Origin of the sequence: Leptospira inadai serovar Lyme str. 10, from assembly GCF_000243675.2 — a bacterium.
GTDB lineage: Bacteria > Spirochaetota > Leptospiria > Leptospirales > Leptospiraceae > Leptospira_B > Leptospira_B inadai.
Map to the genome: position 1 here is coordinate 749262 of NZ_AHMM02000015.1, position 20978 is coordinate 770239.

Annotated in this window: 14 protein-coding genes; 3 read left to right on the plus strand and 11 right to left on the minus strand. The window is 42.9% G+C overall.

What is annotated here, in order from left to right; genetic code table 11:
- Positions 1 to 263: 263 nt before the first annotated feature.
- Complete coding sequence (locus LEP1GSC047_RS07245; RefSeq protein WP_010411087.1) at positions 264 to 1913, minus strand: 7TM diverse intracellular signaling domain-containing protein; 1650 nt, start codon at positions 1911 to 1913, stop codon at positions 264 to 266.
- A 984-nt stretch (positions 1914 to 2897) separates the two neighbouring features.
- Here LEP1GSC047_RS07245 and LEP1GSC047_RS07250 point away from each other — a divergent pair.
- Entirely contained in the window at positions 2898 to 4238 is a 1341-nt protein-coding gene (locus tag LEP1GSC047_RS07250; RefSeq protein ID WP_020988470.1) for an ATP-binding protein, read from the plus strand.
- 20 nt (positions 4239 to 4258) lie between these two features.
- On the opposite strand, the gene LEP1GSC047_RS07255 is transcribed toward LEP1GSC047_RS07250, so the two are convergent.
- From LEP1GSC047_RS07255 to LEP1GSC047_RS07295, 7 genes are all read right to left on the minus strand, one after another.
- Positions 4259 to 5254 carry a response regulator gene (locus tag LEP1GSC047_RS07255; protein ID WP_010411083.1) on the minus strand — a complete coding sequence of 332 codons (996 nt, stop codon included), beginning with the start codon at positions 5252 to 5254 and terminating at the stop codon, positions 4259 to 4261.
- A gap of 6 nt (positions 5255 to 5260) precedes the next feature.
- Complete coding sequence (locus LEP1GSC047_RS07260; protein WP_010411079.1) at positions 5261 to 8248, minus strand: MHYT domain-containing protein; 2988 nt, start codon at positions 8246 to 8248, stop codon at positions 5261 to 5263.
- Positions 8249 to 8586: 338 nt separating this feature from the next.
- Positions 8587 to 9171 carry an SCO family protein gene (locus tag LEP1GSC047_RS07265; RefSeq protein ID WP_010411075.1) on the minus strand — a complete coding sequence of 195 codons (585 nt, stop codon included), beginning with the start codon at positions 9169 to 9171 and terminating at the stop codon, positions 8587 to 8589.
- Between the two features lie 449 nt (positions 9172 to 9620).
- A complete protein-coding gene (locus LEP1GSC047_RS07270) occupies positions 9621 to 10334 on the minus strand; it encodes a hypothetical protein (protein ID WP_010411072.1) in 714 nt (237 codons plus the stop codon).
- Between the two features lie 40 nt (positions 10335 to 10374).
- Positions 10375 to 11346: a hypothetical protein gene (locus LEP1GSC047_RS07275; RefSeq protein ID WP_238325530.1), complete on the minus strand. Its 972-nt coding sequence runs from the start codon at positions 11344 to 11346 to the stop codon at positions 10375 to 10377.
- 35 nt (positions 11347 to 11381) lie between these two features.
- Positions 11382 to 12509 carry a hypothetical protein gene (locus tag LEP1GSC047_RS07280; RefSeq protein WP_238325531.1) on the minus strand — a complete coding sequence of 376 codons (1128 nt, stop codon included), beginning with the start codon at positions 12507 to 12509 and terminating at the stop codon, positions 11382 to 11384.
- A 1044-nt stretch (positions 12510 to 13553) separates the two neighbouring features.
- Positions 13554 to 15527 (minus strand): hypothetical protein, encoded by a 1974-nt coding sequence (locus tag LEP1GSC047_RS07295; RefSeq protein ID WP_010411061.1) that lies wholly within the window; start codon positions 15525 to 15527, stop codon positions 13554 to 13556.
- 732 nt (positions 15528 to 16259) lie between these two features.
- On the opposite strand from LEP1GSC047_RS07295, the gene LEP1GSC047_RS07300 reads away from it, so the two are divergent.
- Together LEP1GSC047_RS07300 and LEP1GSC047_RS07305 are read left to right on the plus strand one after the other, a co-directional pair.
- Positions 16260 to 16727, plus strand: coding sequence for a hypothetical protein (locus LEP1GSC047_RS07300; RefSeq protein ID WP_010411058.1), 468 nt, complete (start codon positions 16260 to 16262; stop codon positions 16725 to 16727).
- 190 nt (positions 16728 to 16917) lie between these two features.
- Positions 16918 to 17565: a hypothetical protein gene (locus tag LEP1GSC047_RS07305; protein WP_010411055.1), complete on the plus strand. Its 648-nt coding sequence runs from the start codon at positions 16918 to 16920 to the stop codon at positions 17563 to 17565.
- A gap of 7 nt (positions 17566 to 17572) precedes the next feature.
- Here LEP1GSC047_RS07305 and LEP1GSC047_RS07310 read toward each other — a convergent pair whose 3' ends face one another.
- The 3 genes from LEP1GSC047_RS07310 to LEP1GSC047_RS07325 all read right to left on the minus strand — a co-directional run bounded on the left by LEP1GSC047_RS07310 (position 17573) and on the right by LEP1GSC047_RS07325 (position 20825).
- A complete protein-coding gene (locus LEP1GSC047_RS07310; RefSeq protein WP_010411052.1) occupies positions 17573 to 17953 on the minus strand; it encodes a TfoX/Sxy family protein in 381 nt (126 codons plus the stop codon).
- A gap of 511 nt (positions 17954 to 18464) precedes the next feature.
- The gene (locus LEP1GSC047_RS07320) at positions 18465 to 19463 is read right to left on the minus strand and encodes an alpha/beta hydrolase (RefSeq protein WP_010411046.1); all 999 of its coding nucleotides are present in this window, start codon (positions 19461 to 19463) and stop codon (positions 18465 to 18467) included.
- Positions 19464 to 20216: 753 nt separating this feature from the next.
- A complete protein-coding gene (locus tag LEP1GSC047_RS07325; protein ID WP_039934214.1) occupies positions 20217 to 20825 on the minus strand; it encodes a glutathione S-transferase family protein in 609 nt (202 codons plus the stop codon).
- Positions 20826 to 20978: the final 153 nt, after the last annotated feature.

A 20978-nucleotide genomic window follows, 5' to 3' on the forward strand; every position in this document is an offset into this window, starting at 1 on the left:
CTCTAAATAGTTTGCGAAACATGGAAAAATAAGTCTCGTCGGAAAGTATCAGCGAAAAAGGGTCTTTTTGAAATCTTCGCCCTTCGCAGGTAAGTTCGAAAGGAATTCGCTGATTTTGATTATTTAGTTATTTTAATATTTTATAAATTATTAATATTTATAATAATTTGTCCGAAGCTTTCTTCGGCAAGCATGATTCATTCGCGGAGATGAAACCGATATGTTTTGTTCTGCCCGAACGGGTTTTTTAGCCTTAAAAATTCTCAGAATGCATCAAATTGTGATAAGCGAAATTGCTTCGGGGTTATCCCCGTAAACCGTTTGAAGTCCGAATTGAAAGCGGCCTTCGATTTAAAGCCGGATTCGTAGGCGACTTGCAAAATGTTCCATTCACGGAAATTTCTGAGCAACTTCATCGCATGTTGAATTCTATAATACGAGAGGAGTCGAGGAAACGTAGTTTTCAAATGCGTATTGCAAATTTCGGAAAGCTGATGGGGAGTCAAACCAAGTCTGTGAGATAGGGAACCGAGAGAAAGGTCCTCGTCCAGATAGATCATTTCCGTGACGAATAACCGTTCAATATTATGTAAAATTTCTTCGACATTCATGTTATGAATTTTGCTTCGACGATACTTTCCGATTTCCTTTTTTGACGAATCGTTGCTTGTTTGCGGCGGTGGAACGGAGAATTCCGCTAAACGATCCAATGCCGCCTTCATTTCTAATTCGAGTCTCTTTCGGGTCGAATCGATACTCCTATATCTTTGATAAATACTTGCAGCGAAAAATATCGCTTCAAAGGGAAGGAACCAAACTAAAGCATAAAAAAAGAAAGGGAAGGGAGGAACGATACGCGTTACCCATAGTATATAGAGAAATGCCGCAGAATAAAAAGTTCCCCATGTGATTGCAAAAATCAGCAAGTGCTTTTGATTATTTAAGAGCAACCGAACGGTGATGGTTAGAAGCGCAGGAATCCAAAACAGGTAGACGACGGAAAAAATCCGGGAAAAAAAGACATTCCAATTCGAGATAAAGGATCCGAATGCGGAAACGATTGCAAAAACGAGTAGGGCGATTGCGATTTTGTCTAATTTCGGAAAGTGCATCCGTAGGTCCACGAATTCGCGAAAAAAAGCCACCGCGAAATAGAGCGCGATAGCCTGCGTAAAAAAAAGACCGTGGGTTTGCCAAAACGGAAATTCGGGCCAGAGTATTCGCGGTGCGGAAGAATACAAAAAGCTAAAATTGATCGCTACGGAAAAAAGATATCCTCCGTACAAAAGATAAATTTGATCGCGTAAAACAAAGAAGAAAAAGAGAGCGAACAAACAAACCGCCGCCATAAAGCCGGCGTATAAGGAGGTATACAATACTCGCCGATCCAGTTGCTCCCGCATTTCCGTCTCGGAGCGAATCGCGATCGGGAAGCGCATTAAAGACCGGGTATTTATGCGGATCAGTATTTCTTTTTCTCCTAAAATCGGAAAACTCGGATAGTCGATCCAAGGAATTGCCCATTCACTTCTCGGTAAAATCGCCCCAGCTCGTCCTCTCAAGTCGGATCGACCGGATTCGTCCAATGCGAAAAACTCCGCCTTTGTCAAAGTTGGCCATTCTAAAATGATATAGCATCGTTCGCCGGAGTTCGACGGCTTACCCGATGCCTTTAGCCAAACGGTTGCGCGGGTAAAATCCAGATCCAGAAATTGTTGATTCAATTGTTCGAACGGATGCTGGAACGCCTCGTAGGGGCTGGTGTTAGAGGAAGGATCTATCCAGATTTGAAAATTATACGCTTTGCAAGAATTCTTCGAATCTTGCGGTCGCTGCGACTGCAAATTACATCCGAATATCAGAAGAATCGGAAAAAGAATCGAAACTCTTAGAAAATGGGGAATAGTCTGCATTCGTTTGCGGCTGTCGATGAGCGGTATTGAATGTTAGTTTACGATTATTACTTTGAAAATGTCCAGAAATATTGCTGTTATGCGACGTAAGATCGGAGATATCGATGGGAAACCGATTCAATTGTAAATCCGAATTTATAATAACACCGACCCGATTAGTTTTATGGCAAGACTTTCGTTTGCGTAAATTCCGTTCCAATCATTTCGACCGTAGTATTGAAATCGATCGCGATAGTATCCTCTGACTTGCGGTATAGATACGATTGGCTAGAACGGATTCCCAAACGGAAAAATAACGAGGCGAGTCGGCAATGGATTAAATCAGGCTTGCGGTAGACGTAAGTAAAGCAATGTCGTTTATCGCTAGATCTTAAACGAGGGTTTTAGGGCAGTCGGTATGGTAAAGCGAGCACGGATGCGAAGTGATTGCCGTCTTTGGCAAAATTTGCTATGTTTCTAAAAATTTTTTTGGTCGCGGGTTTTCAGCCATTTTCTTCCCGCGCAAATACGCCGGTGCTTGTACGGAAAGCCAAAAGAAATACTCGGTATCGAAGGTTGAAGCTGCGGACGACATCGCGGCTTCCTTACTTTGCCATGAGAGACATTTAGTTTTATGTTAGAGATGTCGCTCAGGAATGTGACTTCCCGGGAAAGTGTTGTTCCGAAGGTGGCGATCCTCAGACTCGGACACAATCTTCGTCTTCTGCAAGCGGAGGAGAGTCGAAATTAGGATTCGGTGAATAAGGATTGCTTTTAAATCGATGAACCTGCAAAGAATTTAAGCAATCGAAGAATCCGATACGATTGAATAAGATTCCGTTTAACTAAAGGAAAGCTTCGAAGTGCCGGATTTAGATCCGGGACAATGTCCTCCCCGGACAACGGAAACTACCTTTATGCCATTTTCCTGAATTAACCAAATTACGTAGTTAGGAAAAAAATACTTTCTTTCTATTTCTTGGCCATTAAAATCCAAGGATTATTATGAAAAAGCCATACGTAGGTAGACTGACGGAAACGCGCCTGTATGTTTTGGCCATCGTTTTAGTAGCGGTCTTGATAATTATAAATCAAGTTATCATTCATACACTTTTAGCCGAGGTTCGGAAGGATGCATTAATTATTAATGTTGCGGGAAAGCAGCGGATGCTTAGCCAACGAATTACTAAACTCGCCCTGATGTCGATGACTGATCCTAGGAATTTTATCGAATTAAAAAAGGAAGCCGAAATTTGGAATCGTACGCATTCGGGGCTTCAACGAGGAGATGCGGAACTCGGTTTACCGGCGAATGGCTCGACGGAAATATCTACGCTCTTCGACGAGATTGCTCCTTATCAAAACGGATTGTACGTTTCCATTTTACGTCTTGAAAAGAGTTCTCAGATACGCGGGGCGATTTCGGAAATTTTCAAGAATGAGGAAGCGTATCTACCTCTCATGGATTCTATCGTGGATAAATTGGAGAAAGAATCTCAAGCCCGTGTCCGTCGGCTTGAGGTGGTCGAAATATTATTAGCCTCCGTTTCGTTACTATTACTTACCGCCGAGTTTCTATTCATATTTCGACCGATCATTAAAGAATTAAAAACGCGGGAACAAAAACTCGAACGCTTGAATGAAAGTAAAGATGTGATTATGGCCACGATCGCGCATGATATTAGGAATCCGCTCAATATAATACAAATGTCTTTGGATCTTCTAAAGGAAAGAATACCGGATATCTCCGCTAAAAACAGGGAAACTCTTACGTATGCCCAAGAAGCTTGCACGAGAGCCGAAAAATTAATCCGAGAATTATTAGAATTATCTCAAATCGAGAGCGATGAATTCTCTTTGACGAAGGAGATTACTAAACTTGATCCGTATGTGGTACGGGTTCTTTCACCGTTTCGATACCAAGCTTCCGAAAAGCAGATAGAAATAAAAATTACGGTGCATCCTCCGGACCTCTCCGCTATGATCGATCGGGATAGGTTCGCCCGTGTTCTAGAAAATTTAATAACGAATTCGCTGAAATTCACGGAGGAATCGGGAAAGATCGAAATCAATTCTTTTGAAGAGAAAGGAAAAGTATGGCTCGAGATCAAGGATACGGGCATCGGAATTCCCGAAAAATTAAAGGAATATGTCTTCGATAAGTATTCTAAAGCTCGTAGAAAAGGGATGCTGGGTGAAAAAACCGTCGGCTTAGGAATGTGGATTGTTAAGACGATTGTAGAAAAACATCAGGGAAAGATTTGGCTTGAAAGTCAGGAAGGGCTCGGGACTACATTCTATGTTTGTTTACCTAAAGAAAATTTAAAAGCTCGAAACGGCATCTAATTGCATAGTCTCTGGTCTCCCTATTTCTCCGCCCAGCGCTCCTTGATTTTCAGAATTTCCGGCATCTGATCCAAAAAGACGGGTACGATAGATGGATCGAAATGTTTTCCCGACTCCGACGTGATGTACCGTATGGCGTCCGGAATTTCCCACGCCTTTTTATAGGGCCTTTCCGTAGTCAATGCATCGAATACGTCCGCTAAGGCGACGATTCTCCCTTCTATCGGTATCTGCTCTCCTTTCAATCCGTTCGGATAGCCGGAGCCGTCCCATTTTTCATGATGGTTTTGGGCGATACTCTTGGCCAATTGGAGTAGAGTGGAGTTATGATCTCCTATGATTTCGGCGCCGATAGTGGGATGTTTTTTCATGATCTCCCATTCTTCCGGAGTTAGTTTACCCGGTTTTTGTAATATCCCATCCGGGATTCCGATTTTTCCGATATCATGCATGGGGGACGCATTCAGAATATCTTCGGCACATTCCGCGGAGAATCCCAATGCCAAAGAAAGAGTTCTGGAGTAGTGACTCATTCGGATGACGTGCAGTCCGGTCTCGTTGTCCTTATACTCCGCCGCGAGACCCAATCGTTGGATGATTTGCAATCGCGTTTCCCTTAACTCTTCGTTACGAACCAACGATAGATGAGTCCGGACTCTTGCCTTTACTATCGAAGGACTGACCGGTTTCGCGATATAATCCACGGCTCCCGCTTCGAATCCCCCCGCTTCGTCTTCCTCATCCACCATCGCAGTCACGAAGATAATCGGAATTCGGGAACTCTTCGAATCCGCTCTTAGGATCTTACAGACTTCGTGCCCGGTCATTCCGGGCATCATCACATCCAGAAGGATCAAATTCGGTTTTTCGGACAAGGCTAGTTCGACTGCTTTCGCTCCATCCTTAGCGAATATCAGTTTGTAATCTTCTTGAAGAATTTGCCGTAGTACCTGAAGATTCGAAGCCTCGTCATCCACGATCAGAATTTTCGGCCTGGAGTCGACGATAGGATTCATTCTTGGTTATACTCCTGTGATTCCGAGAGATCGAGTCAGTTCTTGCAAGATTCTTTGGGCGGCTTCGAATTCGAATTGCTCGATTTTCGTAACTAACTCCTCGAGCTTAGTCTCCTCGATTTCACCGGAGAGGAGAGAAATAAGTTCGTCGATATCCCTGTCCTCGATCGCGCCTTTCTGAAAAGAATCGAAAAGAAGTCGGATTAGCTCCTCGGCGCGTTCGGAATTCGATGATGATCCGGTTCCGTTTTTGGCCACTTTAGAAGGACTCGGCGTAATCGCGCCGGAAAGATTCATCACTCTGGTGATTTCCTCCATCATCTGGTTGAAATCGATCGGCTTGGATATAAAACCGTCCATTCCCGCATCTTTGGCGGAGTTCCTATCTTCTTCGAAGACGCTCGCCGTTAGGGCTAGAATAGGAATTCTCGGTACGTTTTCTTCTATCTCATAGTGTCGTATGACCCTGGTTGCCTGCAGCCCGTCCAATACGGGCATCTGAACGTCCATCAGTATCAGGTCGAATTTATCGGATTGCACTTTGTTAAATGCCTCCTCTCCGTTGTAAGCTGAGGAAACCCTGTGTCCTTCGTTTTTCAAAAGCAATTCGACTAACTCGGTATTCTGTTCGATATCATCCACGACCAGAATGTTCAAAGAGGGAATATTTCGGCGGACGGACTTTTTGATTTCCGTTTTAGGGCCGTCGATTTTCCGTAGGGGAATGAGGACATGAAATGTGCTTCCTTCTCCTAATCTACTTTCAGCCCAGATCTTTCCTCCCATGAGTTCGGTCAATTGCTTGCAGATAGTCGTTCCTAGTCCGGTTCCTCCGAATCGTCTGGTCGTGGAGACGTCCGCCTGAGTAAACGGTTCGAAAATTTTGTCCAGTCGATCCGCTCGGATTCCTATGCCGGTGTCTATTACGGAAAAATGAAGTTCATTTCCCGATTTCTCGATCCTGAGAGTCACCTTCCCTTTGTCGGTGAATTTGATCGCGTTTCCTATCAGGTTGATGAGGATCTGACGGATCCGAAGGGAATCCCCTCGATAGAATTCGGATAGCTCCGGATCTTGGATTACCTCGAAATCCAAGCGCTTTTTGATCGCGCTTATTCCTAAAAAGGATTTAAGCTCCCCGATAAGCCTAAAAAGAGAGAAGCCTACGGACTCGAGTTCGACGGCGCCTTTTTCGAGCTTAGCGGTGTTTAGGATATCATTCAAAAGTCTTAATAGAGATTTTGCGGAAGCTTTTACGGTTTCGAGATGGGTTCTTTGGTCCTTCCCCAATTTTCCGGAAAGTAACACTTCCGTAAATCCTAGAATGGAGTTCATTGGAGTCCTGATTTCGTGGCTCATATTCGCCAGGAAGGAAGTTTTGGTTACGGAAGCGAGCTCGGCCTTTTCTTTAGAAGTCCGCAAGTCTTCTTCCATATTGTGCCTTTCCGTGATATCCAGGATGACTCCTTCCAGAAAAAGTATGTCGCCGCTACTTCCGCTGATCGCACTGCCGTTTTCCCAAAACCATCTGATCTCTCCGTTTCTATGGATAATTCTGTACTCCAATGCGAAGGCTCTTTTTTCCCGTACGGCTTCCTGAACCGCTTGGTAAACGGCGACCTGGTCCTGCGGGTGGATGATGTCCTTGTAGGATCGGATCGGATTCGGAGGCAAAAATTCCGAAACGGGATAGCCCGTCATAGATTCGACCGCGTCGCTCATGTATAGAGTGGTCCAATCTTCGTTTAAGAGGCATCGATACGTGATTCCGGGTATGTTTTGGATAAGGGATCGTACCTGCTGCTCGCTTTGTTTGAGTGCGGTTTCGATCATTTTTCTTTCGCTGATATCCGTTACGAAACTTACGAATAGCACCTCTCTGGGCAGCTTTACGTGGCCGATCGCCAACCGAGCCGGAAAAATAGAGCCGTCCTTTCTTCGTCCCAAGGCTTCTCTACCCGTTCCGATGATTTTCGTCGTTCCGGTTCTGATATAATTCTTTAGAATGGCGCCTTGTCCCGAATGATACGGTTCCGGCATGAGTTCCTGGATATTCTTTCCCAAGAGTTCCGAATTCGTATATCCGAAGATGCGTTCCGCAGATTTATTGAAATCGATGATTCTCCCGCGAGTATCGATCGTAATCACTCCGTCCACTGCTGTGGAAATGATCGCCCTCATTCGGGCTTCGCTTTCCTTTAGATTATTCACTAGCTTCCGGTACATAAAGAAAGCGTTCACTGCGAAGGTAAATAGCGTGAAACCGATCGTGATGACGGATACTGCCAGAGCAAGAAACATCGGGTCGGTTTGGTTATTCGGGGTAACGGTTTCCTGAACTCCGATAAAACGGGCTGCAGCCATTCCCGTATAATGCATTCCTGAAATTGCGATGCCCATAACGGAGCCCGATATTAGCGTGGGCCAATGCGAAGTTAGTCGGAGGCTTTGGAGTCCGAAACGGATCCAAAGCGAAAGAATAGAGAGTACGACTGCGACTAGTATGGACAGCGCGAAGATCCAAGGATCGTATCGAAGGGAAGCGTTCATGCGCATAGCAGCCATTCCGGTATAATGCATGGATCCGATTCCGGAACCGACAAGAACACCTCCGATAATTAACTCCTGGATTCGAAGCTTAGAGCGACTTACGTAGGTCAAGGCGACCATGGACGCCACGATACTCGGGAGAACGGAAACGATCGTAAGAGTGCGGTCATAAGTCACGTTCGTACAGAGTTTGAAGGAGAGCATCCCGATGAAATGCATGGACCAGACTCCGCATCCCAAGGCAATGCCGGCTGCAAACAGAATCAGAAACCTGCTTGCGGGGGAAATGCTTTCCGGAAGGGGTTGCCCGACCATCCGAAGAGCGATATAGGAGGAAAAAATCGCGACTAAGATAGAGAGGACGATCAGTCCGGGATCGTATGAGCTGTCTAGGAAGGGCGCCGATTGATCGGATAGGAAGAATTGCCGTATCGTTTCATTCATCGAAATTGCCCTCTACAAAATCAGGATTCACGTTTTAAATTCTCGAATTCGAATCGCAAGGAAGAGACATGCACGAATGCCCGAGCATCCGGTCCTCTGAAAAAAGAAAGACATTTAAAGAGTCATAGAAAATAGAAAAACGATCCGTCCTGTCTTTTCCGAATTTACGTTTGGCCAAAAATTCCATCTTCAGTTTATTTTTCAGATCGCATGCTAAAATATTGAGAATTTTGAACTATTCCATCCGATTTACGGTTCGGTTTAAAAACGGAATCCGATTCTCCTCCAGCAAAAATCCAACCTTAGTATATTATAAATATATTAAATAAATATCCGCATTAGTCTTGGCTATTTCTTATTGTTCTTATGAATTCGTCTTCGCTTTCAAGATTCCACCATCTGTTGAATTCCCCAAAAAAGCCCTTAATCCGCCCTTTGGAATTTATCCAGAGTGCCGAATCGGAATGGTCTATATCGTCCGATTGTTCGCTAGGAAACGCCCGGATTCCGAAACGTCTAGCGAGTTCAAACGCTTGTTCCGTCGATTCCATACGGATCAGCACCGATTGTTTTGCGGCCTCTCTGAAGTATTCCCGGAAACGCTTCTGTGAATCGTTCTTCGGATCTAGACTGATAAATACCAGGCGTAGATCTTCTCTTCCGGTTAGTGTACTTTTCAATTTAGCCAAGGTTCCGTGGCAGACGGATTTGCAGTTTAAATATCCGAAATAGACAAGATTCTCTTTTCCGATCAGAATATCCCGAATATCGGTGGCGGCAGTTTCACCCGCTAGCATCAGCGGAAAAGACGGGACGGTTCGGTCAACCTCCAACATCCGTTTGGGCATGACGGAAAGAAAATAGAATAGGGCAAGGATAATCGCCGTTCCCGCTACCGTTATTTTCCATAGTTCCATCTTCATCGGACAAATTCGAATTTAGAATCTTCGTACTTTACCGGAAATAAATATCCTTCTTTTTTTCGAAAAATTTTCCATGTTCGGGATTTTTTTAAATAAAAATCAAAATTGATAAGTACAACGGTTTAGTTTCACCGGGCTCATTCTGCCGATCCTTTCGAAAGGGAACGTCGTTCAGGTAATTATTGTGTCGAATTTTGAAGGATCCTTATCTTATATACGTTAGTCCACTTTGTTTAGATTTGACGGAAATTTAAGGGAAAAAGTATGGCTTTATCCGAGTTCGTTTAATTTCCCGTGATTGGAGAAGTTATTTATTGCTGCGCGTTCGCAGAGATCCTTTTCTACGGTGCATCGGATTTAGGCCGAATTTTCGATGATTGTAGCGAGCGTCGGGTAGATCGGAAGGTAACGAAGAAAGCTGATTTTTCAGGATCTGGCGCCGTTGAAACTCAAAGGTTCCCCTTCGTAAAAGTTTGTGAAAGTGCTTTTACCGACTCCAGGAATAATTTCTCGTCGGAGGCGGAAGCGAACGGGCCCCAAGGGAAAAAGATCCATCCAAACCAGTAGTTCCAATTCGGTTTTTCAGAAATGATAACCGAAGTATGTTTTCCGTCGGCAAAATAGTCGATATCCAAAATCATACTCTCGTGGAAATAGCCCGGCAGTAATAATAAACTGAAGGAGGCTGCGTATAAGGACCAATGTATCCGACGCTCAAAACCGTTGATTCTAATTTCCACGCGCCGTTCTGCGGAATTTTTCCCGCTTCCGATCCGATTTTCTCCACAGTCCCAATTTTGATTCTCCGCGCAAAAGTTCGAAATTGTTTCCGGGAGGTCTCTGAGTAGATTCCATTTTCTTTTGGGGTAAAATTGTCGGAATGAAACAGCCGTTTCATTCCGAAATGATTCGAGCGGGAACCAACCGACTAAACTCCGTTTGCAATCTCCTTCTTTGCTGCATATGGGCGAGTGTTCACTCGATTTGCAAATTTCGGCGCAATATTCTCCTTTGAGTAAGACGGATAGCCTTGTTTTCGTTTTTTGCAGAGGGAGTTTTTCGCCGATTGCAAGCACAGGAAGATTTATCCTGCGATACAGACAACCGTTCGCGAATAAGACTAAGAGCCCAATCAGGAAAATATTTGGAATGATTTTTGCCAAAGATGAAAATCCCCGTCAGAAAAAGCCGCGTAGATGTCGGCTATTTCTTTCTCGCTCCGTGATTCGATTTGGAAGCTTCTTCCGCCTTCGGAAGTACGGGATTTTCTGGAGCGTCGCTTAAGCTCGGAAATTGTCCTCGTATCTCCCGAATCTCGCAATCGCAATAAGCGTGGGATGCGGTGTTTATGATTAAAAGATTCTTTTGTTCCTGTTTACTTAGAAGCAAGGATCGGGTTTTTCCGAAGTCGTCCTCTAAAGGATCGAAGGTAAATATTCCCGAAATGAAATCGAAAATTTCCAGCCAATGCAATTCCACTTCGGCTCCGGTTAAAAGAAAGCCGACCTTCGCACCGGTACTCCAATAATCCCGGTAATCTTGGTAAACTTTCTTATAAGGACTATGTAATACGAATGAATCGTAAATACCTCTCTCGCTTCCTGTGCCGATCGATCGACCGGATATCGCAATCGGTACGATAGGACCCAGTCCGGCTTCTCCCGATAGCTCCTCGGTAAACCCGAGCGTTCTCTTTTGAAACCAACCTAGTTGCATGGTATTTCCGGCGTAGAGCGTAACTTGGAATCCACGAAAGGCCCAGAGGCTAGCTCCTAACTGCGGACCGATTTTAACGTTGAAGCTAGCTATATCAAGAAAATCTAAAATTCTATCCGGAAGATACCAGGCCAATTTTTCGAAAAATCCGGAATCCGCCTCTGTTCGGTTCGCTTTATTGAATCCTTTCAAGGAGATATCCCGCAAACCGGCTTTGTAAGGGTCGGGAAGTTTTTCGGAGATCGAGTTTGCCCTGGAATCCTCGGGATACACTTTCAAAACAGTGCGAAGTAATTCGGTCGCCTCCGAGTATCTCTTTTCCTTGATATGATCCTCTGCGGTATCCAAAAGAGATTTCGAAGCAAGATGAACGTCTCTATATTGAGGAACTGAGGCACAATTATAAGCGGAAATCGATACTAGAAAAATTAAGAATCTAGATAAGGTAAATAGTTTCAATTTTTTGTTTCCTTTCTCTTGAATTTTGGTAGGCATTAGTATTTAAAACCGATTTCGAATCCGATCTGAGATCTTGTGTCCCGAGAGCTCGGATAGGGCCCATAACCGTGAAGCATATTTCCCAATATCGCCCCTGCATTCCCGGTAAGGGCAGCCACGAGTACTCCATCCTTATTTGTCACGTTAGAACTTCTTACGGTATGCGTTGCTTCGGTGCCGGCATAGGAGAGTCTTAGGAAGACCGCATCGGTCACTTGGAAAGAGTATCCGATATGAAATCGATTTCCTACGATCTCCGTTTTTGCCGTTCCCTGGCGTAAGGTTGATATGGGGATGGAAGTATTTCCGATCCTTAAAAGCACGAACGACCCCTCCTGAAAATCGGCGGCGCCTTGCATATTTTTAAAATATTCCAAACCGAAATCGATTTTATTTCTCCCTAAGAACGAAACCGAGTAATTTAATCCGACAAGCCCGTTCAAATAAGATTCTCGATACGTGAGTTTGTCCGGGGTAAAATCTACTCCGTTTGTGACGGTCGTAATTGTGCCCGAGGTTCCCGAAGACATAAATACATTGCTTTTGGAGGATAAGATTACGTCATTTTCGTACACTTCGAATCCGGCCCTCAGAGCGAAGTTTTCCAAAAATCGGTTTTTGGAATCGTGAAAAATCAAGAAATCGGCGCCGTAACTCACCCTTGATGTCACAAGGGTACTCTTCGAGTAATCGTAGATCGTGAGATCTTGACCCTTTATCGTAGACGTCGGATTCGTTAAAGTAATGGAATACTTATCGATATCCGTAAGCGAGTTAGCACCGGACGTTAAGTTAGCGTAGGACAGTAGATAATTACTGCGAATTAAGGGAGTGTGTCGAACCGAAGAATCCCATTCGAATCCTTTTCCCCGGAAGTTGGAGATAGAGGGAATCGCGATGGCATTGACTCCACCTATAGCGGAATTGATCATGAACGAATTTCCCATAGTTAACGCGTTTTTGGCGGTAGCCGAATTGACCTGAACGTCGGTCATTCTGATTCCGATTGAAGTTAGCCTAGTATTCGTAGCTTCTTCCTCAGCCTGAATTGTTGCCGAGAAAGATGCCAATGCAATTAAAATCGCATATTTAAGTTTCAACTTGATCTCCTTTTCGATTTGCATTCGCAAGATTCTTTCCAATCTATCCATTTATCTCCGAGTAGAGACAGGTTTTGCCGAAGAAAATCGGAAATTTTGTTATTACGATTTTATAATTTTATATCATTCGAATCGTTAGGAGAATTTATAAGAATCGACCGTATTGGAACTTTCTGAAAACATAATGGAGTTCCGCGTTTCCGTAGAATTGCGTCCATCCAATGATTATCGGCCGGGCATGGATCGAGGCAAAGAACCGATCGTTCGGCTCAAGTGGAATGATGGTTGAAGATCCTGGTCGCCAAACCCGATGCTTTCTGCTCTTTTGGAACGGGTATGCACGGTAGGCCTGATTCGGAAAGGGCTCCACTACCTCTGTGAATGATGATTCCGGTTGCTTGGAAATGTCATTTTGCCAATACTATATCCACTGGCAATCCTATCGAGAAAATTACAAGAAAATGAATTCAAAAAATACAATTGTTTAAATGTAGATTTATTTTTAAAATACTTATCAAACAATAAAATCCTAAAACAGAATATAGTTCTCGAATCTCCCATTTGGGATATTGGGCGCCTTCCTGAATTCGCGAGCAAGCAAAATGGATTTCCAATTTTGGTTATTGCAGGGAAAAACGCGACCGTTTGCTCTTCTTTGCTCGGACGAGAGGATCGTGCCGTTACAGTTTTGCATAGTTGGAATTTTAAATGATGCTCTTAAGACTGTCAGGCTGAGAATTTTGAAATTTTGATAGCGTCCTTACAGTTCCGCTTAGTTAGAATTTCGGATAAGACTATCAAGTTACGAGCTTTGAAATTTTTAATTCTTTGGGCTTCCCGATGCCAACGTATCTTTTTCGCTCTCTAATTAGCACATCGGCAGGGCACCCGCAAATCTAAAGTGGGCACAATCTTTGATACATTGAAACGATTTGGTTTAAAGCAGTCAGCCCTCCGAATATAGCTTCGGTTATCCTCTAAATCTGCAATCATCGGTTTCTTCCACCTAACTCTAGCATTTAATATCTATATCGCAGTATTAATTCCTCTTCCGCCAACATCTATCGCCTAATATTTTTTTGCTAGGTCATGGGAAAAATAGTGAAATCGCTTGTTTTCATCCTTTAGAATATGAATATCTTGAAAAAATAATACTCCGACGAATTCCAATAGTCGATGGGTCTCGATGCTCATATGCATCGCTGGACCGAATCCAAGCCATACATTTATAGTCGAATATACGGGTAATTCGTCGCAAATTCGAATCAAATAGATTGATACGCAGGTGTTTATGCCGGCGTAAACGACCGCTCTAAGCCAAGGTTCATTATCCGTTCTTTTAATTTCTATTGCCGAAATATTCGTATTACGAGATACGCTGGAAATTCTGGATTGATAACGTTTTGTATACGAGGACGAGACTTCGATCGGGGCATATGCGATACCTAAGCCCGTCCCGAGAGGGCCTATTTCCGTTCCGACTCCAATTCCGTAACCGAATTTGAAAACGAAAATGTCCGCGACTCCCTTGATTATATTACCCACATATCGAAAGGGGACGAGGATTATATTTGTCAGGCCATAATTACGGATCTTAGAATTGTGCTGGTTTACGTTCTCGGCAGTCGTGTTGTACTTCGTAATAATTAAGTCCGTGGTAAATATTTCATTCTCTTCCAATAAAGACCGTGCGGCCTCAACATATTTGATGGATTTGAGTATATGACCCTTATAACTAGTCTTGTTAAGGCTTAATTCGAGAACCCCCCTTGCATTTTCTGATTCTGCCATTTCGAGCAATCCGCGGACGGTGTTGTTCAAATAGGAGAAGCCGCTTTGTTCAGCCGAAATCCGCTTTTGTTCGATTCGAGATAGAAAATCATTAAAATCGCCGTTATCGATCGGAGCGGTATACTTCTGCGCTTCGAGGAAAATATTCTTATATAGTTTGTGAGACTTGGCGAAATTCAATTTTTGATAAGCGTCGTCGGCCTCTTTTTCGGAATATTTCAAGAAGGCTATTTTCACTTCGGCGATTCTATACCGTAAGGTTTTTTGTATTCTGGATTTGTTTTGGTAATCGGAAGTATTATTGATTTCATCCAACAAATTTTGATAAGTAGCGTAATATCGGCTTAGTATTTCCTCCGATAAAATAGTTTCCGCGTTCAGTTCGCGATCGATTTTGATTAATCGTTCCTGGAATAATTTAAAATATGCAAGATCTATGTTTTTACGGATAATCGATTGAAGGTTGCTGAGAGAATTTTGGTACTCGCTACTTAAGGATTGAACGGCTTTAAGGGATTTTACGTAAATGTCTATCGCGTCTCCGTATCGTTTTTGCGAGGCGAATCGATCGGCGGTTAATAGGGAGTCGTTGATTTCATCCGTCAAAATTCTTAAACTGGAATCGGTGCCTTCGAAACTGTACGTATTCATTTTCTCGGAGGATACGCTTTCTATCTTAATCTTGGAAATAGATAAATTGAACCCGTCTTTTTCAGGGGCATTCAATTTGTTGATCGTATACTTGGAGTCGAGGCTTTTTTTTGCGATCTCATCCGCGTAGTAATCGAATTGATACGGGAATAAGTCTATTGTGTCGGAGAAATAAATTTCATAACCTTCCGCACGTGAAGACGGTTTTACGGCTTTAATCGTCAATGAGTATTGATTTGCATTCTTGGAAATGCTTCCCGCGATCAGAATATCGAAGTCGGCTACGGTTCGAAGAGCATCGAAACCTTCTTTTCCGCCGAACCCGGAGAGTTGCAGGGAGGTTTGGTTTAGTAAGGATCGCATTGTGCTATCGTTCATGACGATATACCGCTCTCCGGCTTGGTTTATCAATTTTAAGGTCAACAGATTGGTGATATTCGAGGAAACATCGGACGCGATGTTTTTTCCATACTCGACGGATTGTATGAATATTTTCGGAGTCTTAGTTTGGAACAATTTTCCGTTAGGGTCGCTCTTAACCAACGCATCGGACGCGCATCCGAAGGAACCTAGAATGAGGAGAAGAATTACTTGTCTCAAGTGGAATTTTCCTTTTTATGTCGATGATGTATTCAATTTAGGAGTGGGTTAGGGCATTCCACTCGACGTTTCGGGGTCATTAGAAATTTGAGAACTATCATTTTCAATTCGACTTAAGCTTACATTTCCCGGATGTGGTCTGTTCCGGTCCTTGGATCGGCGGCGAAATCGGTTTCCCGTTATTCAATGAAGATCGCTTCGATTCGTTAGAAAGCTCTTTTCTGATTCGAAAAATTAGATTTCCCGAATGTAATTTTTTCTCCTCTTTGCACTCTGATTGAACGAGTTACTGGACGGAAAAATCGGAATGCAAATGAAACGTAAAGTCCGTTATCATCAAGACCATTTCCATTTTGCAAGGATTCAGGGTTAGTTCTTTATTGTCAATATGAAAATAAATGATTGTATGGGATGTCAATTTGCAAAAATTATTTATATTTACGGAATACTAGATTGATTTGATTCTTCGGACAGAGAACGTCCTGTTGCGACGTAAACGTATTTTAAGTTCGGCAACCGTGGTCGTCTCAAACTTAAAATTTGGGGAATCGATCCACACGAGTTTGAATGCTATTTTGGCGGTAATCCGTTTAGCTAACCGATTTCATTTGGGAAGATAATAATACGAAAGATTAAGCTCTTCGGCTGAAGTGGGTTACGGATTTCGAAAAATCCGTAGTGTCCTTTTTCGGAATTACTTACGTTTATTAGGAAAACTTTTAGGAGAAATGCATGAATCATACTAAATTTACTGCGGTTTTATTTCTTTCCTCGGCGATCCTGGTGCAAGCTATTCATGCTCAGAATATACCCGATTCGATTCGCAAAAATATCGCTTCTTTTTGCTCTTCGGAATGGACTAAGAGGGGAATACTGGATCGAAACATGTTTAAGTATTGCATGAATGAACAGAATGAGGGTTGGCTGAATCTTCAAGATTTGGTGCGTCGAAATAGCGCATATCCTTGGATCAAAGATTTGAAAGAGAAAATTTTTGATAAGTGGACGAGGCGAGGGATTACCGACTGGAATATGGTTCACCATTCTCTCCATGAGGAAGTCGAGGCCATTAAGGATTTGGAATATGGTCTCAAGAAGAAGGAATTTACTAAAGAAAAGTATGACGAATGCTTTTCTCAATGGGGAGATTCGGATTCCCCTTGGAGTATGACTTATTATTGCATCAAGGGGGAAGATTAGCTCAGAGGTTGCGGGTGCATATTGCATTTCTTGTACAAGTGGTTTTGCAGCTGAGTGAGAATATTTGCTATTGTCTTTTTATTATGCAGAACAAGGATTAAAGCCGTAAATATGTTCTGCACTCCGGTCGATCAACTTTTTTGAATACTTTTCTATTGACAATTTTTGAAATAGCTACCTGCTGAAATCTATGTCACCCTTTATTCGAAAGTTTAATCTTACTACTCATGTCACGGTATCGGTCGGTTGGATCGGCGCCGTCGCCAGCTTTCTTGTGCTCAGTATAGCGGGTATCGCCAGTCAAGATGCCATAATTGTTCGTAGTTCCTATATATCAATGGATCTTATAGGACGATTTATGATAATTCCGTTAAGCGTATTGTCCATGCTCACAGGACTGGTCCTCGCCTTTTGGACTCAATGGGGCTTAGTTCGGTATTACTGGGTCTTTGTAAAATTTGTTCTGGGAATCTTTTCAAGTATAGGTTTGGTATTACATCAGTACGTTGCTATCGGAGAAGTAGCTAAGAAGGTAGCCGCGACGGCGACCTTTTCCGATCCGGGTAGATTGGGACCTCAATTAATCATGGATGCGAGTCTGGCAATCTTGGTTTTATTGATAGCGACGGTTCTGTCCATATACAAACCTTGGGGTTTGACTCCTTATGGTCTATGGGAACAGCGGGTGCAAAGGAATCTTGAGCCGCCGGCAACAAGGATCAAGATTAGGGCAGAACTAATACGATTCGGGCTGAAAATTTCTTTTGCTCTCGCCGCCATTCTTATCATTATAGTGGCGATCGTTCATCTCTCGAGCAAGGGTTTCGGAACTCATTAGGCTCGATTTATGATCGCTTTTTAGGGATGGATCTAACGACCTTTTTCTTCTTCCTTTTAGGGGAGGCTTTTGCTCTCCCGTTAAAATCAAGAGCAAGATCGATCCAATACTGAAACTCTTTTTTCGATTTTATATCTTTCTCGTCGACGAATACGAATCCTTTCATTACCTTACCGTTATGAATCATCGGCCGGCATTTCTTTTTCTCTAAAACGGAATCGTATATGTCCGGATCGATGCGACACATTAATTCGTCGTTTGCTACGCAAACGCACATCTTGTCGTTTACCATAAAGCAGATACCTCGAAACATTTTCTTTTCTTCCAGATTTTGTATATGGGGCAATGCCGCTCGTACTCGGATCGCTAGCGTTTCGCTGTATGCCATTGTCGTTTCTTATCCCGCGATGTTCTGTTCTAAAGTCATTTACAGTATCGACTATGATTCAACGAAATATCTATCTAAGGATATTTCGATCAAGTAAACATTCTGTAAGATGACAAAAATTCAAGTATGGAATATTTTGTCTAGTGGAATTATTATATACTAAAACTTCTCCGCTTGCTCGTAAAGTTGGAATTTTTGCAAAGGAAAAAGAATTCCCTATGAAGCTCAAGAATCTTGCCGAAAACCGAAAAGCGGTACCGTCGTCTGGAGAAAATCCCGTAAAGGTCTTCAACGTAAGATACGCGTCGAATTTTCTAAGCCGAATGCCTTAAAAAGAATATAGGCCTGGGAGCCGAAATGGTTAGAGTTTTGTGCCGAGCAGGTTGGAAATCTTCGGTCCGAAATATTGCGAAATTCTAATTCAAAATCCTCTTAATTAAAATAAATGAATAAAACGAATATTGCGGGCAATCTCGGAGGCTGCTCCCGATGATTGCCCTGTTCCTGTATATTAATGAGACGCCAGCCAAGCGACTAAGTCTTTCAAGACTTGAGCTCTGTCTTGCGGGAGTTCGTTCATCGTTTCGTGAAAGAGTCCTTCGTAGATCTTCATCGTTTTATCTTTCGACGGAATTACTGCAAAAGCTTCTTCCGTTCCGGCCGAAAGTGCGACTGCATCCTCTTTTCCGTGAAATAAATAGACCGGAAGATTAATTTTGGAAGCTTTTTCCAAGGCTTTTTCCTTGGAGTTGAGTATGAAGTCCCCCAGATATGCGCCTGCCTTATCATGAACTAGCGGATCGTTTTTATATGCGGCCACGGCTTTTTCGTCCCTGGATAGAGTGGCTGCATCGAGACCGGTAGAAATCGTAAAACTAGGCGAGGTGCCCGCGATTAACCCGAGCATCGCTTTTTTTACTTTTGCGATAAAATTCGTTTTTACCTCGATAGGTAAGCTACTCAGGACCAATCGATCCAAATTTGCCTGGTATCTAGGATCTCCCGCATAGAAGAGCGCGATTAATGCCCCCATCGAATGGCCCATCAACGTTACTTTGGAAACACCTTCTTTTTGTTTTGCGATTCCGATCAACTGATCCAGATCGCTGAGGAATTGATTAAAATCGGTTATAACACCGCGATCTCCTTCCGATTTTCCGTGACCTCGAGAATCAATTAAATAAACATTATATCCTTTTCCGGCGAGAGCTTCTAATAGATTTTCATATCTCCCTCCGTGTTCTCCGATTCCGTGTTGAACGAGCAAAACTCGAGGTTTTGCTGTGTTCTTGGATCTATAGCTGCGATAATAAATGGAAGTATTTCCTACACCGGTGAATTTTCCGTCTTCGACATGGTAGGAATTTTCTAAATTAGATTTACCTTCATCGACGGCTAGGAGGACCCCCGTCAATGAAACCGATAGTATTAGGCAGGTCAGGGTGATTTTTAAGATCCTTCGTTTAAAAATCGATGTCATAAATTCTTTTCCGTAAAATTCCAGATTCATTTGCTTTTTCCCATTTCCTTCATAGTAATCTTTCAAGACTAAGATCGATTTAAAATGTCTAGGAAGAAATTTGCGATTACCGCATTCGACATTCTAAGCCTTCTAGATTCCGAATTTTAACCTAGCGTTTCCGCGGGAGGCGTCCTTTTCTAGGTCTCATTCATTCAGTTAAGATAGGATTTCGTTTCTAGTAGGGAAAGAAAATTTCTAGATACATAAGCACTTTTTGGTCGTTCTATTTTGAACAATCGTAATTCTTTAGATTCTTAGGTGCGTTTATTCTTTGCAGGACATTTTTTCGGAATATTCACAGCCGAACCGCTTCGATTATGCGATAGGAATAATGGAAGTTTACCTGCATATTTAGGGACTTGCCCATTTGAAATGGTCGGCTTGTAATATCCGATCCTTTCTTACTATAGATCCGCATCTAGTGCCGCAACTTTTAAATGTTCGAAAGAATAGATCCGTATGATTTGAACGGAATTCTCTTCGATTCAGAATTACAAAAGAACAGGATTGCTTGAGAACGAACCGTAGTATTTAATTTAAGAATGTTCGGAGTCCGTAAAAATTCCGGGACAACCCTCGGTTTGAAAATCGAAGCCGACGGGGTTCCTCATAGACAAAATACGTTTATCCGATTTGGTACGCTGATTCATTCTTACTCTATAAAATTGATCGAAAGTATTTCGATTCGACAGGAGAAGTCTAGTCTAAGAAAATTAAGTGTTTCGCGAGCAAATGGAATAATTACTTACGTTCGATTTTTCGAAAAGGAACGAAATTTTTCAGATCGGAAAACCGTTCCATCCACTTTTGCACATTAGAATATTCGGTACTATCGATTTTTGCCTCTTTGGATACCGCGCAAAACGGAAAGCAGGCCACGTCCGCCAGAGTGGGTTTATTTAATTCGATCCAATCGCGATTTTCCAGACGTTCATTTAATACGCTCAAAGCCTGCTTCCCCCTTTTTTGGAAAGTTTCCCCGTCCGTACCGATTTTAAATTTGTAATGAATTCGAGCTAAGCCGATTCCGTTATGCAATTCGTTTGCGTCAAAGAATAACCATTGTAAAACGAAGGCTCTATCCCGTATATTTTGCGGAAACCATTTATCTTTGCCGTATTTTTCGGCCAAATAGATTAAAATAGCATGACTGTCCCAAATAGTGATATCATTTTCCACCAGCACCGGTACTTGGGAAAGGGGATTTATTTTCTTAAACGCTTCCTCCTTTTGTTCCGAGCGCAAAAGATCTACGCTAATTTCGTTATACTCTAAATTCAAAAGATTCAGCATCAGTCTTGCTCGGTACGAGTTTACGGATATCGAATGACTATAAAGGACTCTTTCCATCCGGCTTTATTTTTGCTCCGTTCTGAATACTACCGAACGATCGGTAGCTGTAAAGTCTTTTACGATGCATTTTCGAACGGAAAGTCGATTTCCGCGGCTTCGCAGAGGTGTTAGAGCGGTCTCGATGGCTTCGAAAGATTTCCCCTCCTTCCG